This window comes from Microbacterium sp. LMX7-1.2, assembly GCF_040675935.1.
Taxonomy (GTDB): domain Bacteria; phylum Actinomycetota; class Actinomycetes; order Actinomycetales; family Microbacteriaceae; genus Microbacterium.
Map to the genome: position 1 here is coordinate 2,751,520 of NZ_JBEGIL010000001.1, position 15,505 is coordinate 2,767,024.

14 protein-coding genes are annotated in these 15,505 nt (G+C 64.8%); 6 read left to right on the forward strand and 8 right to left on the reverse strand.

From position 1 onward, the window contains the following. The first annotated feature begins 168 nt into the window (after positions 1-168). On the forward strand, positions 169-393 hold the full coding sequence (locus MRBLMX7_RS13455) for a helix-turn-helix transcriptional regulator (RefSeq protein WP_363370934.1): 225 nt from the start codon (positions 169-171) through the stop codon (positions 391-393). Between the two features lie 7 nt (positions 394-400). Here MRBLMX7_RS13455 and MRBLMX7_RS13460 read toward each other — a convergent pair whose 3' ends face one another. Both MRBLMX7_RS13460 and MRBLMX7_RS13465 read right to left on the reverse strand, forming a co-directional pair. Then, complete coding sequence (locus MRBLMX7_RS13460; RefSeq protein WP_341933451.1) at positions 401-1,864, reverse strand: relaxase/mobilization nuclease domain-containing protein; 1,464 nt, start codon at positions 1,862-1,864, stop codon at positions 401-403. A gap of 2 nt (positions 1,865-1,866) precedes the next feature. Further along, on the reverse strand, positions 1,867-2,385 hold the full coding sequence (locus MRBLMX7_RS13465; protein WP_341933452.1) for a hypothetical protein: 519 nt from the start codon (positions 2,383-2,385) through the stop codon (positions 1,867-1,869). Positions 2,386-2,685: 300 nt separating this feature from the next. On the opposite strand from MRBLMX7_RS13465, the gene MRBLMX7_RS13470 reads away from it, so the two are divergent. The 3 genes from MRBLMX7_RS13470 to MRBLMX7_RS13480 are packed head-to-tail and all read left to right on the forward strand — an operon-like array spanning position 2,686 to position 6,380. After that, positions 2,686-3,570, forward strand: coding sequence for a phosphoribosyltransferase-like protein (locus MRBLMX7_RS13470; protein ID WP_341933453.1), 885 nt, complete (start codon positions 2,686-2,688; stop codon positions 3,568-3,570). After that, positions 3,563-5,434: a hypothetical protein gene (locus tag MRBLMX7_RS13475; RefSeq protein ID WP_341933454.1), complete on the forward strand. Its 1,872-nt coding sequence runs from the start codon at positions 3,563-3,565 to the stop codon at positions 5,432-5,434. The genes MRBLMX7_RS13470 and MRBLMX7_RS13475 overlap by 8 nt, the downstream gene beginning before the upstream one ends. A 1-nt stretch (position 5,435) precedes the next feature. Further along, positions 5,436-6,380, forward strand: a complete 945-nt coding sequence (locus MRBLMX7_RS13480; protein WP_341933455.1) for a hypothetical protein — start codon at positions 5,436-5,438, stop codon at positions 6,378-6,380. Positions 6,381-7,607: 1,227 nt separating this feature from the next. On the opposite strand, the gene MRBLMX7_RS13485 is transcribed toward MRBLMX7_RS13480, so the two are convergent. Both MRBLMX7_RS13485 and MRBLMX7_RS13490 read right to left on the reverse strand, forming a co-directional pair. Beyond that, the gene (locus MRBLMX7_RS13485; RefSeq protein ID WP_341933456.1) at positions 7,608-7,922 is read right to left on the reverse strand and encodes a hypothetical protein; all 315 of its coding nucleotides are present in this window, start codon (positions 7,920-7,922) and stop codon (positions 7,608-7,610) included. A 137-nt stretch (positions 7,923-8,059) separates the two neighbouring features. Beyond that, positions 8,060-8,296, reverse strand: a complete 237-nt coding sequence (locus tag MRBLMX7_RS13490) for a helix-turn-helix domain-containing protein (RefSeq protein ID WP_341933457.1) — start codon at positions 8,294-8,296, stop codon at positions 8,060-8,062. A 345-nt stretch (positions 8,297-8,641) separates the two neighbouring features. On the opposite strand from MRBLMX7_RS13490, the gene MRBLMX7_RS13495 reads away from it, so the two are divergent. Further along, positions 8,642-9,781 carry a site-specific integrase gene (locus MRBLMX7_RS13495; protein ID WP_341933458.1) on the forward strand — a complete coding sequence of 380 codons (1,140 nt, stop codon included), beginning with the start codon at positions 8,642-8,644 and terminating at the stop codon, positions 9,779-9,781. Between the two features lie 355 nt (positions 9,782-10,136). Continuing rightward, entirely contained in the window at positions 10,137-11,159 is a 1,023-nt protein-coding gene (locus tag MRBLMX7_RS13500; protein WP_363369204.1) for an HIRAN domain-containing protein, read from the forward strand. Positions 11,160-11,242: 83 nt separating this feature from the next. On the opposite strand, the gene aztD is transcribed toward MRBLMX7_RS13500, so the two are convergent. The 4 genes from aztD to aztB are packed head-to-tail and all read right to left on the reverse strand — an operon-like array spanning position 11,243 to position 15,505. Then, entirely contained in the window at positions 11,243-12,430 is a 1,188-nt protein-coding gene (gene aztD, locus MRBLMX7_RS13505) for a zinc metallochaperone AztD (RefSeq protein ID WP_363369206.1), read from the reverse strand. Between the two features lie 50 nt (positions 12,431-12,480). Further along, the gene (gene aztC / locus MRBLMX7_RS13510; RefSeq protein ID WP_363369208.1) at positions 12,481-13,401 is read right to left on the reverse strand and encodes a zinc ABC transporter substrate-binding protein AztC; all 921 of its coding nucleotides are present in this window, start codon (positions 13,399-13,401) and stop codon (positions 12,481-12,483) included. Beyond that, positions 13,398-14,597 carry an ABC transporter gene (locus MRBLMX7_RS13515; protein WP_363369210.1) on the reverse strand — a complete coding sequence of 400 codons (1,200 nt, stop codon included), beginning with the start codon at positions 14,595-14,597 and terminating at the stop codon, positions 13,398-13,400. Before MRBLMX7_RS13515 ends, aztC begins: the two co-directional genes overlap by 4 nt. Next, on the reverse strand, positions 14,594-15,505 hold the full coding sequence (gene aztB / locus MRBLMX7_RS13520; RefSeq protein WP_363369212.1) for a zinc ABC transporter permease AztB: 912 nt from the start codon (positions 15,503-15,505) through the stop codon (positions 14,594-14,596). The genes MRBLMX7_RS13515 and aztB overlap by 4 nt, the downstream gene beginning before the upstream one ends.

Consider the following 15,505-nt stretch of genomic DNA (forward strand, 5'->3'; position numbering starts at 1 on the left):
GGGGGCGTGGCCGATCTCGCATGCGTTGCGGATCCGCCTCCCCGCGCACAACACTATGGCTTACGCGTAAGCCCATACAAGGCTGCCATTCTCGCAACGCTTGAAGATGTGACGGACGGCGCGAGCGCAGCGGATGCAGAGTGGCAGAGGTTCGTCCTGGGGCTCTCGGTGCAATTGCGCAGGCTTCGCCTCGAGGCGGGACTGAGCCAGGAGGAAGTGGCTTCTCGCGCTGGCCTGAGCCGCTTCATCTACCGCCAGTACGAGAGCGGTGAATCCCGGCGGGGCACAGCAGCCAACCCCGCGCTTCGTTCAGTCCTTTCGATCGCTCAGGTCCTTCAGGTGCCCATTGAGGATCTTCTTCCGAAGCCGGTACCGGATCTCCGCAGTCGATAGCCGTCGACTATAGTTCCAGCTCGCCCTCAACACGCGGCGAGGTGTCGTCCTGCAAATCGAAGTCGAACATCGCCTGTCGTCTTGGTCGACGTCGTCTCGCCTCCGCGATCGAGTTAGCATCGCGGTTCTCGGGTGCGGGTGACGTCGGAGTTGACCGCGGAGCTTCGTAGTCAGCGCAGATCTCGGTGCTGGGATCAGACAGATTGAGGCTATCGTTGGCGCCGGCAGAGACCGGCGCTGGGAGACTTCCGGGAGAGCTGCCTTCAAGCTCTACGCGGAGGTCGTCCAAGTCGCGTTCTCTCTGCAGGTCGCTCGTCGGTGCGCCAGTCGCAGAGTCGCTCGGATCCGCATCGCCTGTCGCCGCTGACGGGATGTCTCGCGGAGGCTGCTGTTCAAGCGACCCCCGCGCGCGGAACGGTTTTGCGCGCTCATTCTCGAACTCGGCCCAGTAGATGGCCATGCGGGCCTCGACTTCTCTTTCGTCCTCCGCGGTCAAGACGAATGTCATCGTGCGCGCAGACCTCGCGATCGCGTCGAGCTGGCTGGTGATCCGTTGTTCGAGGGCAGTTACGGTGTAACCCTCGCCAATCGTGGAACCGCGGCGGCGATCGCTGGCCGTAGGCGCGCGGAAGGATCCGTCGTGCATTCGACGCATCATGCCAAACGACACGAGATCATCTCCCTCCGCGCGTTCCACGCTCACCCCTTCGGTCCGCGCGTTTGTGACAAACGTGACCCAGTCTGTCGTGCTTCGGGCCGTCACTGCACTGTCGATGCGGTGCTTCAGAACGAGCAAGCTGAATGGCTCGAGCCGACGTGCTGTGCCCGACTCGGCAGTCGCGCGCAAGGCTTGCCACTGTGCGTGGCGCGTTGCCTCGATCAGTGCGCGCTGCTCCTTCGTTGGCGCGCGGCGGAGCCTGCTGGACTCGCCACGATCGCGGCGATCCAGCGCGTCGGTGTATGCCTGTCTCAAATCGTCGGGCTGATGGAATCCCTCGCGCTCCAGAACCGCCTCGTGCGTCTCGACCAGACGCGCATGCATGACCACCGAACTATTCAAGCTGTCGCCCGTCTCAGTGTTCACGCTCGAGGCGACCAAGTGGTTGTGGAGGCAACCGCCGGCGCCATCCCGCTGTGTAACGACGAGCACTTGCCGTCCTGCGAACACCTCTTCGGCGAGTGCAATCCCGAGGTCCTGTGCGGTCATCCAATCGCTCGGATCGGCCGGGTCGAGCTCATCTCTTGCTGAGAAACTCTGGATGACGTGATAGGCCTGCACGTACGCCCCGGGCTCGTTCTTACCCCACCTCTCGCGGACATCTCGCATCTGGTCCCGGGCCAGCGACACGAGCAGCCCACCCGTCCCGGATGCCATCACGTAGCGCTCGCCGCGCTGATCGCTCTTGGGCTCGAGGACGTAACGAATGAGGTCGTCGGCGGAGCGTGTGGAGCTCGCCATCACGACAGCCATATCTACTTCACGCCTCGCTCGGGAAGACCGCGTTGCACTAGGTGAGCGATGCGCCGTTCGATGTCATCGGGGACATGCCGCAGGTCAGCCGCGGCCTGCAGAGCATCTGCGAGTTCCTCGTAGGGAATCTTCTCCTCTTTGGCAAGCCGACCAGCGATTCGATTGAGGTCGCCGCCGATGCGTGCGATGTACCGCCGCATCGGCGCGAGCTCGTATCCGAGTCGCTCCGAGATCGCCCAGAGGCCCCACTCGGATGCGTTCCCGCCGCCGCGCTGAATGGCGAGAGCGCGGGCCTCGATCTCTGCAGCGCTCTTCTTGTCGCGCACTAGGAGTCGAACGGCCTCGCTGAATGTGACGTCCTCAAACGCGCGTCCTGACCGCACCGCGATCGCTTCGCGCAGGTCCTGAACGCTGCGCTCCTCCTCTTCGCTGAAGCGGATGCTGCGGCGTTCACCGAAGGTCGTCTTCTTTCGGCGCGTGTGACTCGTCGTCTGCTTCTTCGCGTTTCCGGTCGCTGCCATCTGTCGGTCCACCTCGATCGAGTTCCTAGCAGACCGGCCCACTGCTTGCTCGTATATGAGCGTTTCATCACCCTATCGCATAGACGGCAAGCAGTTTATCTGTATGACGCTCTATCAAGTGACCTATCCGGAGCCGGCCGGTAATGGGTTCGCTAAAGAGTCCGGAGCGCACGCCTCGCAGGGGCCGTCCGCGTCTCTGCTAGGTTCTAGCTGACGGCGAGTTCCTAGCGGCCACCCGTCGCCGACGCAGGCTCGATCGCCAGGAAGTCGGCCGTGTCGCGCTGACATCCAGGAGCACTCATGACCCACGAGAGGGACATCGTCGAAGCTCGGCGTTACCTCTCGCGTATCCGCGTCTGGCCCAAGGCTCGAAACCTCCATGTCGAGGCTTGGGTCGAGAACTTTGAGCACGGGATTGACCGTGAGGTTGCGCACGCGCTTCTTGACTCCTTCGTCTTCATCAACGATGATCACCGGATCGCCGCACTCAGTTCAACCATCCGATCGCTATCGACGCGACCCGAGTTCGGGGATGCGTCCGCTCGGGTCGAGGCGTGGGAGAGATTCCTTGGGGAGGCGATCGCCTCGATCCCGCTTTCATTCGCGGGCGATGGCGCGGCCTCGGGATATCAATACCTGCGAACAGCTCGCGCGTTGGGCTTCGCCAGGTGCATCGACAGCGAGCGCTTGATCCACGAGTTGCTGAGCGCCAAGACGCTTCGACCGATCGTTTTCCTGGACGACATCAGCGGAACCGGGGGACAGTTTATTGCGAACTGGGAGCGCGTCTACTCGACTCAGGCTGGGAGATCCTCTCTGAGGAAGCTTGCCGCTGAGCAGCGCCTTGGGGCTGTGTACTTTGTTCCGATCGTCGCGACCGAACTCGCCAAGGCTCAGATAGAGGCTCGAACAGAAGCGGTCGTGCATCCCGCGTACCTCCTTGGCGAGGATTACTCCGCAAACTCTCCTGATACGAGACTTGTCCCAGACAGCCTTCGTGAGCATCTCATTGAGGTCGCGACGCGCCACGCTCCCTCGACCGGCCTCGACGCAGATGGCCCGTTGGGTTACAAAGCGCAAGGTCTTGCCGTGAGTTTTCAGGACAAGGCCCCGAATAACACTCTGCCCATCCTTCAACCAGCCCGCCCCTCGCCAACATGGAAGCCTTTGATCAGCGATGACTGATAGCAACGTTCTGGAGAAGTTGAACCGGGCGTTGGGCTCTGTACGCGCGGAATACTCAGACGACGACGAACTGTATGGTCGACTTGCTCTGCCTGTCTACGTGCATCAGCTCGCCGGCATCACGCCTACATTCCTCGTCGGAGGTCGAGGCACGGGGAAGACGACGACCTTGCGCGCTCTCGGCTTCCGCGGGCAACATCAACTCTCGGGAAGCGTTGACCCGCGCGATTGGGAATCAATTGGTGGCTACTGGAAGGCTGAGCCTACGGTCGTGTCGGTTTTTCGTGGCAAGGGGATCGACTCGACGACATGGGAACGCGTCTTTGCTCACTACTTGAATCTTCGTTTGAGCTCGCTCGTCGTTGAGTACGCCGTGTGGCTGGCATCCAATGGGCAGGCTGTCGACATCGACACTCATCACATGTCGATGTTCTCGGGGTCTTGCGGACTGAAGAACGCCGCTAGCCTTCAGTCGCTACAGGCCAACATCGACATGGCCATTGTCGAGATTGAATCGAAGGTCAACGGGCGTGTGTCTGAACTCGCCACGTTGCCAACGTCCATCCTCGGCAAGCCGATCGAGTACCTCTTTGCGGCACTCGGCGGCCTCCAGGTTTCTCTCTCCAAGCCGTTCGTCTTCTGCGTGGATGAGTACGAAAACCTCTCGGCAGACCAACAGCGGCTTCTCAATACGCTCGTGAAGCAGGTTGGAGGAGCGCCCTTCACTTTCAAGATTGGGGTCCGTAATAAGGTCGCGATCGAGCGAGCGACCATGATCGAGGGCCAGCCGCTTCAGGACACCGCTGACTTCGCCACAATCGACATCGTGACTCGGCTGAAGGACGCTGGATTCAAGAAGTTTGCCGAATCCGTAATCACCCGCCGCCTCAGTTCCGAGGGGCTGGCGCATTTGCCGCTCGACCAGCTGCTGCCGGGGCTAACGCTGGATGCGGAAGCGGAGCTTCTGGGCGCAGAGGCACTCAAGGAGACTCTGCTTCACGAGGTCCGGTCTGACGGTGGGTCGGAAGAAGAAGTGGCCTTCGCGGCCGATCGGAACCTCGTTGAGGCTGCGTTGATCGTTCGATGGGCGGAGCTTCACAGCGAACAGGTGATTGACGTCGTACGGTTCGCTCTCCGATGGCCGTCTAAGTGGAAGACGCGTGTCGGCAACTACAATCACGCGGTGTTGTTCACCGTTCGACAGCGCAGTGTTGGGGAACGTAAGTACTACACGGGATGGCGCACCTACCGCCAACTCGCAGATGGGAACATTCGTTATCTTCTTAGGCTTGTCCAAGAGGCGTTGCGCCGCCACGTTGAGGAAGGTGCAGGGCTCGAAGAGCCCGTGTCACCCTTGAGTCAGACGCTCGCGGCAAAGCGTGTCGGGGAGATCACCGTTCGCGATCTTCAGGGCTGGTCGACGAGAGGGGTTGCACTGACTCGACTCACGGTCGGGCTCGGAGGACTGTTTGGGTCGCTCGCTCGTTCAAGTGCCTTGACTACGCCGGAAGTCGTGCAGTTCCGAGTTCGCTATTCTGGCGCGACCGTCCCCGAGGCAAGTGTTGACGCGCTACTGGCTGAGGCGGTTGGTCAGGGTGTTCTCGTAGATTTCGTCGGCAATAAAGAGGCTGCGGAACGAGGGCGGCCGCCGGAGCTTGACTATCAACTCCACCCTGTGCTGGCTCCCGCGTTCGTCTATAGCCATCGAAGTAAGCGTCGACTCACAATTCCTGCGGATGACCTAATCGCGTTGACGCAGCGTGAGACCGCGACCGCGGCGTTCAAGCGCATCTTGTCCTCGAGCAATGATGACGGAGGCGCTCCCCCGGACCAATTGGATCTCTTCGCCGGGCTAGGTGTATGACATGCTCCATCTCGACGAGGTGTCGTACACGTTCAAGGTCGCGAGTCACGAGCTGGGGCGGTTCGCCATCAGACATCTGATCTACGGGGAGACGATCGATGAGGATCGAGCTCGGACGGCAGCATCGCAGTTGTCGACGATTGGCGTCGATCTCCACTGTGTGACGCTGGTCGATGAAGCGATACTGCATGTCGTTCCGTGGACTGATTCGTTCAATCTGCACGAGACTGCCGATCTTGAATCGCTCGTCGCTCGTATGACCGGGGTGGTCGCTATCGATTTGACGAGTTTGGAGCATCGTGTGTGGGCGCCACTCGTGAGGACGTTGCTGCGCGCCGGACGTGCACTGGTCGCGCTGTATGCGGAGCCGCAGGACTATCGAAAGCACGATCAAGAGCCGGGTTCGCTCTACGACCTGAGCTCGAATCGCGGAATCGAACCCTTGCCAGGGTTTGCGCGAATCGGTCGCAGAGCAGACGACCGGGGGACGTTCGCGCCGCTCCTCGGGTTTGAAGGCGCTCGCCTGCAGCACATCTTCGATCAGGAGGAGGTGGATTCTCGAGTGACGTCCCCCGTGGTTGGCATCCCTGCGTTCCGACTCGAGTACTCGATGCAGTCCTACATCGCGAACAAGGAAACGCTAGATCGGGACAGGATGGAGGACAGAGTGGAGTTCGCTGCCGCACATTGTCCCTTCGAGGCTTATCAAGCGCTTGAGCGAATCCACCACTCCGCAGGTAGTCGTTATCTGCGGGTGGCTCCTATCGGTACGAAACCGCACGCGCTGGGGGCGGTCTTGTATGCGATCGACCACATGGACGCTGTTGAATTGATCTACGATCATCCGGTGCGTACCGCGAACCGGACTGTTGGCTCGCGATCAATGTATGTGTATGACGTCTCAGGGTTCATGGCACACCACCGGCGATGGCGTGCGGATGCCTAGAAAACGGGACGCCTACTACACCCCCACGTGGTTAGCCGAGCAGATGGTCTCGTCACTGCCCCTGGACCTGAATGGCCTGGTGCTGGATCCGGCGGCGGGAGAGGGAGCGCTTCTACAAGCTGCTGAGAAACGATTCGGCAGTTCCGTCAGGCTCGCCGCGATCGATGTCGACTCGCAAACAACTCGTCGGCTGCGCAGAGAGAACCCGGCATGGGTCGTGAGCAACGCCGACTTCCTCGACAGTCGTTCCCGAACCGCATCCGCGGCCGCGCGGGCGGCGCGGGCTGGCCTCGCTGCGGTGCTGTTGAATCCTCCATTCTCATACCGTGGCAACGGTGGTACGTCTGCTTCATACCGATCATTTGAGGGGGCGGTCGCACCTGCGGTCGAGTTTCTGATAACGGCGCTCAAGTCCTTCAATCCCGCAGCGGGATTCGTCGCGATACTGCCGAACGGTGCGGTTGAGGCGGAGCGTAACCGTGAGCTTTGGGATGCTATCCGACAGGACTTCTCCGTAGATCGGTTGGGATCGCCAGGCACATCTTCGTTTCCTGGCGCTCGTGTCGCGACAACGATCATTCAGTTGACGCGACGAGCAGCTGAAGACGCCGTCGCGCCGCCGCCGCGCATCGCGCACGAGGTACGAGCGACCACGGAAGCTATCGACGGGTGTAGCTGCGTTGAAGTGGTGCGCGGTCGAGTTCCCGTCCACCAAAATCGCAGCCGGGTTGCGAGCGCCTCGGACCTACTGCCGCTGCTGCACACGACATCCATGCGTCAATTTGAGAAGGAGCGTTGCGACTCTGCTCCAGCGCACCTAGGTGACGATGCGCCCCTCGTATGTCTTTCGCGGGTGGGCCGGTGGCAGGCGCCGCTCCAGATCGACGTCGGACGCGTAGTGCTTAGCGACTGCGTGATCGGCTTGCGTCCAAGGGATGTGTCCAAGCTTGGCCGCCTGCACGAGTGGGTGGTCGAGAACGAGTTGTCCATTCGCGACCGCTATCGAGGAACCGGGGCGCCTTACCTCACGCTTAGCGAGCTAACTCAAGCACTTAGCCAAGGAGTGTGGCATCCACACGTTGTACCTGCAGGGTCTTCAATTGGCGAATGCTGCTGTTCGAGTCTCGACCTGTCTTGCCGCTCGGTAGCTGGCTAGACGACGACACCCCAAGAGTGCGGGATAGGTTGGCGGTGCGAAGTCGAGGCCTCCGCACCGCCAACCGGTGTTCAGGCCGAGGTGGCAGGCGGGAAAAGCGGAGCGCTGAGGGGCTCGCTCGAGTTGAGCAAGGAGGACACCGCTTCGATAAGACGCGCCGTGCGATCCGATTCATCCCTGTCGGAAAGGACCTGGATGATCTCTCCGTTGCGGTTCTTTCGCTTGCGCTGGGAAGCTTCAATCCCCATCAGCTCGTATAAGTCCTCAACGACTGCGCAACGCGCATAGCCCGCGGATTTCAAGGCTTCTTCAACCTTCCTCTCGTACGCGGCCTGCTGGGCTTGCAGGTCGGCGATCTGCTTCGCTCGAAGCTGTGAAGTGGTCATTCTCATGCGGCATCCTTTGGTGCATCTTGGCAACTGGCGACTGGGCGTTTGAACCTCAGTCGCGCGCGGCGGGGCGCGGGGTGCAGCAGATCTGACGGGCGGGTCGACGTGAGTCCAAGGGGCGCTGGGATCCACGGTCAGGCGCTGAGCTCTTCAGCAGTGCTGCGGCGCTCTTGCGCGATCAGCCATTCGTCCACGCTTTCGGGTCTGTAGCGGACGGCCCTGCCGCCCGCACGGATGAACGCGGGACCCGTGCCGCGAATACGCCATTCGCTCAGAGTGCGCTCAGTGGTGCCGAGTGCCTCTGCGAGCGCCGCCGGCGTGATGAGCGTCGAGAGGACTGACGGAGCGGGGAGCGAGGTCGGAGTAGGCATACGGATCCCTTGGAGGTGGTTTTCTCTCCAAGAGATCCGCTCCATCTGGTCGTCGTGAACCGGCCAATGGTGGTGAAGCGGTTGGTGCGGATGCACCGTCTCTATCGCATCCCCGAAGCTTCCAGGAGGGCTGCCGCCCGAGTGGGGCTCAACCTGAAAGGGATTCGGAAACTAGCCTTTTACTTTCGGGCTGCAGAATCGTGTAGGTCGACACCGTAGCACACGTTTTCATTCGTTTGCGAGCAGAAAGCTGCAGTCGGCGTCGTGGGTGCAGTGTCGCTACAGATGTCAGTGGTGTGCCATAAGCTCGCATCCCACACTGAGAGCAAGACTGGCGGAGGACCGATGGGCAGCGCCTACTCGTACGAGACCAAAGAAGGCAGGCGGTGGGAGGCGCGGTACCGCAAGCCGGACGGGAAGACTGCTCGGAAGGGCGGCTTCATGAGGAAGCGCGACGCGGAGGCATACCTTACCACGGTGGAATCGGCGAAGCTTCAGGGGGCATACATCGCGCCGGGAGAATCACGCGTCACGGTCGGCACGCTTGGTGCAGCGTGGCTCGTGGCGCACGGAGCGGCGGTCAAGCCGTCGACGTTGCACAGCGATGAGAGCGCGTGGAGAGTCCACGTCGAGCCGGTCTGGGGAGGTCGCCAAGTCGGCACAATCCGCCACACGGAGGTCTCCGCGTGGGTGGCGGAGATGAGCCGGAAACGGTCGGCGACAACCGTCAAGCGATGTCACGGCGTGCTCGCCGCGATTCTCGACGGTGCAGTGCGGGACCGGCGACTCCAATCGAACCCGGCACGGGACGTGAAGACGCCTCGAAAGGTCCCGAAGGCGAGGGCTTATCTCACCCATCAGCAAGTTGAGCGGCTTGCGGACGCTTCGCTCTACCCGGACCTGGTGCGCTTCTTGGCCTATACGGGGCTCCGTTGGGGAGAAGCCACCGGGCTCAAGGTCGCGGACATCGATCTGTCGCGTCGCAGACTGAATATCACTTCCAATGCGGTGACTGTCAATGGACACGTCGTCGTCGGTACGCCGAAGACCCACGAGAGGCGAACCGTCGTGTATCCGGCCTTCCTAGATGACGCGATGGCGCGAGCGACCTCGCATAAGCGACCGGATGACTTGGTCTTCCCCGCCGCGACCGGCGGCTATCTTCGGCAGGGCAATGCGCAGTCCGGATGGTTCGCAGGTGCCTGCAAGCGGGCTCGCCGCGAAGATGCGGCGGATGCCGCTGAGGCGCGGGCGCGCGGCGAGAACGTTCGTGCCGTCATGCCTCGAGTCACGCCCCATGATCTGCGACACACGGCAGCGTCATTGGCGATCAGTGCTGGCGCGAACGTGAAGGCCATACAGAGGATGCTCGGGCATGCGAGTGCGGCTATGACCCTCGACACATACGCCGACCTGCTCGACGACGATCTGGATGATGTGGCTTCGGCACTACACCGTCAGCGTGCTGCCGCGCTCCAGCGGTAACGCAGCAGTAACGGAACGCATGCGATGCGCTGTGAACTGATGTGTGCAGATGTGCCCAAATGCCCCGTGTTTCCGCTGAATCTGACGGTGAGTGCTTAGTCTGGCGTTGATCAATATGGGTTCAAATCCCACCGTCACCGCCACCACGAAGGCCCCGACTCCCGTTGTAAAGACTGGGATGCGGGGCCTTCGTCATGTCCGGCGGAGCGGCGCGCGGCGACGCACGGCAACCGATTCCACGAAGCCCCTGCTCACGCGCCGGGCTGAGCACGATAGCGTGACGTCAGACGACGCGGTCGAACCGACCAGTCGACATCGAAAGGGCGCGAGAAAACGCGTCTCGGAGGGGGAGCGAGTGTCGGAGCACGAGCACCAAGTCCCGGCTGCCTGGCATGCCGATCCCGCAGGGCGACACCAGTACCGGTACTGGGACGGTGCGCAATGGGCCGACTGGGTCGCTGATGACGGCGTGCAGTCCCTCGATCCTCTGTATCCACAAGACCGAGCGCAGTCGAGCAGCCATGCACGGGCCGAAGGCGCCTCATCTCCTCAGCGCGGCACGCGCACCGGATACCTCCTCATCGGCGCCGACGGCTATGCGAACACCGAGGTCGCGGGCGAGTTCGCTCGCGTCGACAGCATCCACAAGGCGATAGGACGCAAGCCGAAGCTCGACGAGGAGATCGAGCTCACGGATCTGGTCGCAGCACTCGTGCCCGAGCCGAGCAATCCTCACGACAGGAACGCCATCATGGTGCAGATCAACGGTCAGCACATCGGCTACCTCGAGAAGGAGGATGCTGCGCGGTATCAGCCGGTGATCCGGCAGGTCTGGGATGCCGGTTACGTCGCGGCGACGGGAGCGAGAGTGTGGGCGTCGGCTCGGGAGTCCTGGGACTCGAAGAAGCTCAAGTATGTGGCGCGCGTGACGCTGGCGCTGAATGAGCCCCACCTCCTCCTGCCACTCAACGATCCGCCCGTGGATGAGCACAGCATCCTGCCGTGGGGTCACGGGCTGCAGGTGACCGGCGAGGAGCATCATCAGGATGTACTCGCGAGCTACACGAACGCCCAGGGCGATGGAGTCGAGTTGGCGACGCTGGATGTCATTCCAGGCGGTACCGCGAAGGCACCGAAAGACGTCGTCGAGGTTCGTTTCGACGGTCGGCGCATCGGACAGCTGACCCCAGGGTCGAGCCAGCACTTCGTCCCGACGATCCGGCACCTCGCTTCCGAAGGTCGAGCCGTCGTCGCGTGGGTGCGGGTCAAGGGCAACGCGATCGCCGCGCAGGCGACGCTCCAGGCGACGAAGGCTCATGAGCTCTCCGCCGAGTGGTTCGCACAACCCGACACGGTGCCACGACTCCGCGATCGGTAGCCCGGGACGGTCACGCAGAACGAGGAGCGGGCAGGGCATCCCCCTCGGGACGCCCTGCCCGCTCCGTTCGCGGATGCCGCTGATCAGCCGATCGCGACGGCCAGCTCGTTCGGCGTGTGGTCGAGTTCGACCGAGGCGATGACCTCGCCGGTGGTGAGGTCGACCGCGTGCACGCTGTTCGCGGCGGGCTCGGTCACGTAGGCGATGTCGCCGTGGACCTTGATCGCCGGGTGGGCGTCCTGCCACTCGGCGGGGCCCTCCCACGGTGCGACGACGGGGTACGCGTCGGTCAGCTCGCCCGTCTCGGGGTCGAGCACGTGGATCTGCCCGTCGGTCGACAGGATGTACGCGAGGTCGCCGGGGCCGCGGGCGATGTCCCGGAACGTGTAGCGCACCTCGGTGGGGAGCTCGACGACCTCGAGGGTCTCGGCCGCGGTGTCGATCAGCGTCACGGCGCTCAGCAGGTAGCCCTCGGCGTCGGGGTCGGTCTTGTAGTCGCCGACGACGATCGGGCTGGTCTCCGAGACGAAGGCGTTGCCCATGCGGCCGTATGCATCGGGCGCGGTGAGCTTGGTGAAGGCCTCGTCCTTGAACAGCAGCGCGCCGTTCTCGCAACCGAAGATCACGGCCTCGTCCGCAGCGGTGCCTTCGCCGTGGATGCCGGGGCACTCGGCGTTCGCCGCGGCTTCGTCCCAGTGGTCGTCGTGCGCGTGCAGCGACTTCGCGCCCGTGCGGGAGGTCTCGTCGCCGACCGTCGTGACGAGCGTGCCGTCCTCCAGGACGATCGAGACGCCGTGGTGCGCGGCATCCGCGGTGTAGGTCGTCGTCTCGGGCAGCGCGTCGTAGCCGTCGGCGAACCCGTCGGTCGGCACGATCGTGGTGACGCCGGTGCCGTCGTCGAACAGCACGGTGTTCTCGCCGTGGATCACGACGTGGCCGGGCGTGGTCCCCTCGAACAGCGCGTCGGTCAGGGCAGGCTCGGCGGTGTCGAGCATCTGGAAGCCCTCGGAGGTCGTGACGGCGATCGTCCTGCCGTCGCCGAAGGGGTTGAGGCGCGTGAACTCCTCGGTCTCGAACTCGTCGACGACCTCGAGCGTCTCGGGGTCGAGCACGGCGATCCCGCCCTCGTAGGAGACCGCGACGCGGCCCGTCTGCGCGGTCGCGGCCGGCGACTCCTCGTCTGCCGGGGCGGAGCCGGTGGCTCCTCCGGCGCACGCGGTGGCGAGCAGCGAGACGCCCGCGAGCGCCGCGACAGCGGCACTCATCCTCATGTGTCGCTTCATTGTGTTTCCTCTCGTGTCGGGCCCCGATCGGGGTCCATTCATGGGTTCAGTCCGTCGGCGATGCGCTCGGTGTTCGCGCGCATCATCGTCAGGTAGGTATCGGCGCCCTCGCCCGGTGCGGTGAGGGATTCGGTGAACAGCTCGACGACCTCGACCTCGACGCCGGCCTCGGAGGCCAGCACCTGGATGAGCCGATCGGGCTGCGAGGACTCGGCGAAGATCGTGCGGACCCCGGCCTCGTCGATCGCGTCGGTCAGGTCGCGCAGATCGGCCGCGCTGGGGGCGGCGAGCGTCGTGCCGCCCGGGATGACGGCGCCGACGAGGCGGAAGTCGAACCGGTCGGCGAGGTAGCCGAAGACGTGGTGGTTCGTCACGAGCGCCCGGCGATCCGCAGGGATCGCGTCGAACGCCGCGGACATCTCCTCGTCGAGCTCGGCGAGCTCTCCGCGGTAGGCGTCGGCGTTGTCGCGGATCTTCTCGACGTCGATCCCGTCGATGCCCGCGAGGGCGTTTTCGAGAGCATTGACGACGTCGACCATCCGGGCGGGATCCGTCCAGAAGTGCGGATCGTCGGCGCTGGCGGCATCCTCCGAGGTGTAGGGGAGCACGTCGATCACGTCTCCAGCGACCAGGGTCGGCACCCCGGTCGCCTCCGTGCGGTCGATGTGCTGCTGCAGCCCTTCCTCGAGCCCGAGGCCGTTCGTCACGAGCAGATCGGCGCCGTCCATCTGCGCGGCCTCCTGCGCGGAGATCTCGAACGAGTGCGGGTCGGCGTTCGGCTTCATGAGCACCGTGACCTCTGCGGCATCGCCGACGACGTTCTCGACGACGTCGCCGAGGATGTTCGTCGTGACGACGATCTGTGGTCGGTCAGTCCCTGCCGGGGCGGCGCACCCGGTGACTCCCGCGCCGATCAGTGCGAGGCCCGCGAGCAGGGCGCCGGTGCGCAGCATCCTCATCGGCCGACCTCCGTGACGAACGTCGGTGCCGTGGGGGTCTCGAGCGATCGCGCGATGCGGGCGCCGTCGGCGTAGTCGATCTCGTGCACGACGCCCGCCGTCGGATCGCCGACATAGGCGCGCTGCTCGTCGACCACCAGCGACGAGGCAGTGCCGCCGTCGGCGAGCAGGGGTTCGGTGGCGCCGACGAGCACTCCGCCCTCGGCGAGGTGCACGACGATCCGTCCGTCGACGTCGATCGCGACGACGTGGCCCTCGGCGTCGTCCACCGCGACAACGCGGGTGAGCGGGCGCTCGGTCGGCACCAGGGTCCAGGTGCGCTCGCGGGAGTCCAGCAGCCAGAAGCCGGTGGTCCCGGCGACGGCCGCGACCGTCGGACGGCCCTTGCGTCCCTCGAACATCAGCGCGCGGTCGGATGCGCCCGCCGGATACGGGATGCGCTCGGTGAGGAGCTCGTCGTCCTGCCAGGTCGCGAGCACGGCGCCGTCCGCGCAGCCGACGACGAGTCCCACCCGGGTCGTGATGGCACCCGCGGCGTCGGCGCACTCGACCGGGGTTCCTGCCGACTCGCCGTCGCTGTCGTGGAACACGAGAGCCTCGCCGTCGGTCACGAGCGCGCCGTCTCCGACCGGGGCGACGAGTCCGGCATCCGCTCCCGTCTCGATCCGGAACAGCTCGTCGATCCGTCCGTCGGACAGCGCCTTGTTGTCGAGCAGGACCGCTTCGCCGGAACCGGCGAAGAACACCCCCGTGGTGCCGGCGGTCGACAGCGCGCCGGTCGTGACGGTCGCAGCGCCGTCGCCCGTCACGGTCCCGAGCACGGCGGGTTCCGCGAGGTAGTAGTGGAAGTGATCGCCGTGATCCCAGCTCCAGCGGCCCGAGTCGACGATCTCCACGCCCTCGTCCGTGGTCACGAAGCCGTAGCGCCCGTCACTCGCAAGGGCGGTCGGCGCCGCGGTGGCGCCGAGATCCGCGGTCTCCTCGCTGAGCAGGTCGAGCACTGCGACGCTGCCCTCGGCGTCGACCGAGAGCAGTCCGAGCGGCGGTTCGGAGACCTCTGCGGCGCCGGCGATCGCGCCATGGCCGTCTCCGGACGTGGCAGCCGCCGACGGAGAAGCGCTCGGTGCCGCAGCGCAGGCGGTGAGTGCGGCGATGGCCAGGACTGCGGGGAGGAGCAGGAGGGGGCGGGAGGTCATCGGGTCCTTTCGGGGAACGCGACGGGCGCGCGTTCCGGCGCGGGTTCGGGGGAGTGGGCGAGATCGGCGTCGACGGGGTGGCGTCGCCGCGCGGCGCGGGCGAGCACGGCGCGGATGGACGCGGAGAGCGCCGCGAGCAGGACGGCTGCCGCGGCGATCGAGGCACCCGCAGCGGTCGCGAAATGCCAGGACACGAGCAGGCCGATCAGCACGGCCGCGGCGCCGACCAGGGTCGCGACGATCATGGTGGCCGGGATGCGGGTCGTCCAGGCGCGCGCGGCCACGGCGGGGGCGAGGAGCAGGCCCACGACCAGGAGGGTGCCGACAGCCTGGTACGAGGCCACGACGGCGACCGTCACGAGAGCGACGAGCACCACGTGCGCGAGCTGCGGCCGCAGCCCGAGGGTGCGGGCGATCCGCGCGTCGAAGGCGGTGACCACGAACGAGCGGTGGAAGCCGGCTGCGACGCCGACCGTGACGGCGACGGCGACAGCCAGGATCGCGATGTCGTCAGGGCGGATCGCGAGGATGTCGCCGAACAGCAGCGCGGTGGCGTCGGTGGCGAAGCTGCGCGAGTGGGAGACGATGATCACGCCGAGCGAGAGCATCGCGACGAACAGCAGACCGATGCTCGTGTCGTAGGACAGGCGGCCACGGCGCTGCAGCAGACCGATCGCCGCGCTCATCGCGGCGGCGCTCAGCGCGGCCCCGAGCAGGACGGGGGCACCGAGGACCGTCGCGAGCGCGACGCCGGGCAGCATCCCGTGGCCGATCGCCTCGCCGAGGAAGGCCATGCCTCGGATCACGACCCAGGTGCCCACGACGCCGCAGATGACGGCGACGAGCACTCCGCCGGCCAGGGCGCGGACGAAGAACTCGACGGTGAAGGGCTGGAGCAAAGTGGGCAC